The following is a 4,893-nucleotide window of genomic DNA, read 5'->3' as shown; positions in this document are numbered from 1 at the left end:
GCCTTCGAAGGGATGTGGCTACTCATCGGTGCGGCTTTTTTGTTGCTTTGGTGCAGCGGAAACCGGTTTTTGCTCCTCGCGCTCGTTATTGGGATGTTGGTGTTAATCGTGTCCGTCGTATTCATCCACGACATCGACCGGGCCATGTCTTATGGCTTCCCTGTATTCTTCATTACGGGTTTGGTATTAGTAAAATCGGTTCCCGTTCGCGAGCAACGTCTGTTACTTTTTTTCGTTGCCTTGGTCTGCGTCATCCATCCGCTCCTATACACCATGGGCTACGATAAAATCATTTGGGTGGAGCCTTTTCCGATGCGCGTCGCTATGTTCATCGACCGTCTTATGGGTTGGGGTTATTTCGATGCTCCACTGCATTGACAAACAATCGTTAAATTTGCCATCTTTTTCTTTCTGGCGAGGTGCCCCGTAGCACCGGCCCACGCCGAACGATGAATCACACGGGCGGCCCCGCAAGAACTAATAACGATTTATGAAATACCAAGAATACAAAAACCTCAGCTACCCGCAAATCGCCGACGAAGTACTCGACTTCTGGAAGGAGAATAAAATCTTCGAGGCATCGGTCGATGTTCGTGAGGGGCAGCCTACTTTTACTTTTTACGAAGGGCCACCCTCGGCCAACGGTGCGCCCGGCATCCACCACGTGATGGCGCGGGCGATCAAGGATATTTTTTGTCGGTACAAAACCCTGAAAGGCTTCCAGGTGAAGCGCAAAGGCGGCTGGGACACGCACGGACTACCCATCGAGTTGCAGGTCGAGAAGGAACTGGGCATCACGAAGGAAGACATCGGCACCAAAATCAGCATCGAGGAATACAACGCCAAATGCCGCGAAACGGTGATGCGCTTCACCAGTCAGTGGAACGACCTGACCGAGAAAATGGGGTACTGGGTGGACCTGGACAACCCGTACGTCACCTACGAAAACGACTACATAGAGAGCCTGTGGAATTTGCTCAAAAAGCTCTACGACAAAGGTTTACTCTATAAAGGCTACACCATTCAGCCGTACAGTCCGGCGGCGGGAACGGGGCTGTCGTCGCACGAGCTGAATATGCCCGGCACTTACAAAGACTTGAAAGACACGACGATCGTAGCGATGTTCAAGGTTAAGGACGCCGAGACGCACGCCGCTTTTAGAGATTTTAGTACCGAAGATATCCGTATCCTGGCCTGGACAACTACCCCCTGGACCCTCCCCGCTAACTCGGCCCTGACCGTCGGCGCGAGCATCGACTACGTGCTGATCAAGACCTTCAATCCCTACACCTTTGCACCCGTCAGCGTGGTACTGGCGAAGGATTTGGTAGGACAGTTTTTTTCGGAGAAGGGCAAGGAAGGCGATTTTGAAGGCTATGCCGAGAGCGACAAGAAAGTACTTCCCTGGAAGGTACTTTCGGAGTTCAAAGGCAAAGACCTGGCAGGCATCGAGTATGAACAATTGATGCCCTACGTCCAACCAAATACCCCAGCCTTCCGTGTCATTTTAGGTGATTTCGTCACGACCGAAGACGGTACGGGGGTAGTTCATACTTCCCCTACCTTCGGCGCGGACGACTTTCGCGTGGCGCAGGCCAACGGCATTCCGCCCATCATGGTGCAGGACGAAAACGGCAAGGATGTTCCCATTGTGGATCGTCAGGGACGTTTTGTGCAAGAAATCGGGGAGTTTGGCGGTCGCTACGTGAAGCCGGAATACTACTCCGCCGAGGAGCAGGAAGATCCTGATTTCAAGCCGACGGATGTGCTGATAGCCATCAAACTCAAAGAGGAGGGCAAGGCATTCAAAGTCGAGAAATACGAACACCCCTACCCGCACTGCTGGCGCACCGACAAGCCCGTGCTGTACTACCCGCTCGATAGCTGGTTCATCAAGACCACGGCCATAAAGGAAAAGCTGGTGGCTCTTAACAAAACCATCAATTGGCAACCTGAAAGTACCGGAACGGGCCGCTTCGGCAACTGGCTGGAAAACCTGGTGGACTGGAATTTGAGCCGCAGCCGCTATTGGGGAACGCCACTGCCGATCTGGCGCAGCGAAAGCGCCGTTGGCATTAGCGGCCTGCCAAATGAAATTTGCATTGGGAGTGTCGAAGAAGTCACGGGTGAAGGATGGTATTATTTTGGGGGAGAACGCTTCCAAGAGTTCAAGAAAACTTTCAATCATCTAAAATCAGCGCTTACTTCTGAGGGGCCGATGAGGAGTGAGGAAGACAAAGCACTGATGGAAGGTCTAGGACTTTGGCTTGGAGACTTAGATTCTAGGTATCATAAAGAATGGATAGACGATAAGTTTGATTTTTCTCCTCGGTCTTTTGACGAGTTAAACAAAAGGTTGGGGTATAGTCTAAATTTTGAATATCTGATAAAATTTCTAGAAAGGGTCGATGAAAACAAACTCGATTTACATAGACCTTTTGTCGATAACATAGCAAAGGTAGAGTTATATCAAAGTGATTTCATGCGTAGATGGATTATCTATACCCGCGAAACCGACCTGATTGATGTCTGGTTCGACTCGGGCGCGATGCCCTACGCGCAGTGGCATTATCCGTTCGAGAACCACGAGATTTTCAACGAAAGCTACCCCGCCGACTTCATCAGCGAGGGCGTGGACCAAACGCGCGGCTGGTTCTTTACACTACACGCCATCGCCGGGATGCTGTTCGATTCGGTAGCCTTCAAGAATGTCGTCTCGACGGGTTTGGTTTTGGACAAAAATGGCAACAAGATGTCCAAACGCCTGGGCAATGCCGCCGACCCGTTCAAGACCCTGGCCGAATACGGTGCTGACGCCACGCGCTGGTACATGATCACCAACGCCGAGCCTTGGGACAACCTCAAATTCAACCTCGACGGCATCGGCGAAGTACAGCGAAAGTTTTTCGGGACGCTATCCAATACCTACAATTTCTTCGCGCTCTACGCCAATCTTGACAACTATTCGATCAATCAATTCGACCGAGTACCGCATGAGAAGTTGCCCGAACTGGATCGCTGGATTTTGTCGAAACTGAATACTTTGGTTAAGGAAGTCGGCGAGCAATTCGAGAATTATAATCCAACCAAAGCCGGGCGACTGGTGCAGGATTTCGTGACCGACCAGCTTTCCAACTGGTACGTGCGGCTTTCGCGGCGGCGCTTCTGGACCGGTAGTACAGGCAGCGGCGAGCTGACGCTGGATAAAAAAGCGGCCTACGAAACGCTGCAACACTGTCTGGCGGCGGTGGCGCAACTCATGTCGCCCATTGCGCCCTTCTACGCCGACTGGCTCTACCGCAATCTAACTGAACACGTGCGGGCTGAGTCTGAACTCAAAAACACCCCCTTCCGGCACTCATCCGTCCACCTGACCGACTGGCATCCCGTCGAGTACGGTTGGATCGACCTCGATTTGGAACAATCCATGCAGTTGGCGCAGGACATCAGCTCGCTGGTGCATTCGCTCCGCAAGGGCCACAAGATCAAAGTACGTCAGCCGCTGTCCAAAATTTTGATTCCAGTGCTGAGCGACAAAACGCGTCGCCAAATCGAAAGCGTGGTGCCAATTATCCTGTCAGAGGTCAATATCAAAACCGTGGAATTCGTCAGCGACGACAGCGGGATTTTAAAGAAGAAAATTAAGCCCAATTTCAAAGCCCTTGGTCCAAAATTCGGCCCGCGCATGAAGGAAGTGGCGGCAGCTATTTCAAAAATGAGCGAGGAAAACATCAAGGTACTTGAGCGGGACAACGAGTTTCCGTTGGCGGATACTGAGCCGCCTGTTTTCATTACCCTGCAAGAAGTCGAAATCACCGCCGAGGATGTTCCCGGCTGGCTCGTTGCCAGTGAAGATGGCCTGACGGTTGCGCTGGATGTGACGATCACGGATGACTTGCGCCGCGAAGGCATCGCCCGCGACTTCGTCAACCGCATTCAGAATCTTCGCAAAGACAGCGGCTTCGAGGTAACGGACAAAATCCAGATCACGCTGCAAAACGACGACGCCACGCTCACCGAAGCCGTAGCCTCGCAGCGCGATTACATCTGTCAGGAGGTGCAGGCCGTGGGTCTCGACCTCGTCCCCGATCTGAACGGTACGGCGACGGAAATTGAGATGGACGAGTTTTTGTTGAAGGTACGGGTGGAAGTAGTGTAAAAAGCCACTTACCATTTCACTACCTCCGCCTCCCGCAACCACGTTAGCGGGTTCTCCGGTTGGGGAAGGTAGGTGCTGTCCAGTCGAAGAAACATCATGTGTACGTGCGTCGGGGAGCGCTCTTTGTAAGCGTTGAGGCCCGTACGGCCAATTTCGCCCAGCTTTTGTCCGGCCTTGACCAGTTGACCGGGTAGCACAGACACGAGGTTGTTGTGGGCGTAGTAGAATAGCCCGTTTAGGCAAGGGTCATACACCCAGATGTACTTTCCGCCGCGCAGTTCGCTGCCGGGCTGCCAAGTAGTGTCGGTAGCCAGCACGACGCCTGCGCTCATTGAAAGTAAATCCACGGGGCGGCATTGGCGGTCATCGAGATTGTCCTGGTCGCCATCTTTGATAAAAAGGTCGTGGGCCGGATGACTACCCTGCGCCTCCATATCGAAGAGATCGAAATTCTTGGCGCGGTAGCCGCGACCACGACCACCGATGGAGTATTTGGGCAGGTAGCCGCGCACCGGGAATACAAAACTATTGGCATTCCGACCTTGGCAGGAGTTGATTTCGTTCATCGTCCCGCGAATATTTCGCATGACTGACTGAAACGCCCGCGCCGCCGAGTCAGGACTGACGTTACACTCCCGGATGTCTATCTGGATTTGCTCAAATTGCTGACAGAAGCCAATCAGTTGCTCCGAAGGCGTTGGCTCCGTCTCTTCCTTTACATTCCATCCCATTAA

The 4,893-nt window shown here is 52.7% G+C and carries 2 protein-coding genes and 1 pseudogene; 2 read left to right on the top strand and 1 reads right to left on the bottom strand.

Translation table 11 applies throughout. The features are described 5' to 3' along the window. Together ACEW8P_RS08145 and ileS are read left to right on the top strand one after the other, a co-directional pair. Positions 1 to 378: pseudogene (locus ACEW8P_RS08145) on the top strand (hypothetical protein); the annotation flags it as partial. A gap of 112 nt (positions 379 to 490) precedes the next feature. Then, positions 491 to 4,159, top strand: coding sequence for an isoleucine--tRNA ligase (gene ileS / locus ACEW8P_RS08140; RefSeq protein WP_373512591.1), 3,669 nt, complete (start codon positions 491 to 493; stop codon positions 4,157 to 4,159). 8 nt (positions 4,160 to 4,167) lie between these two features. On the opposite strand, the gene ACEW8P_RS08135 is transcribed toward ileS, so the two are convergent. Next, on the bottom strand, positions 4,168 to 4,893 hold a 726-nt coding region (locus ACEW8P_RS08135), incomplete at its 5' end, for a M23 family metallopeptidase (RefSeq protein ID WP_373512590.1).

Source organism: Persicitalea sp., assembly GCF_041751555.1.
GTDB lineage: Bacteria > Bacteroidota > Bacteroidia > Cytophagales > Spirosomataceae > Persicitalea.
The sequence above is the reverse complement of the archived record's forward strand: the minus strand, read 5'-3'. Positions and strand labels throughout refer to the sequence as shown.

Coding starts and splice junctions, on each gene's coding strand:
- ileS (WP_373512591.1), top strand. CDS start 491: ATGAAATACCAAGAATACAAAAACCTCAGCTACCCGCAAATCGCCGAC.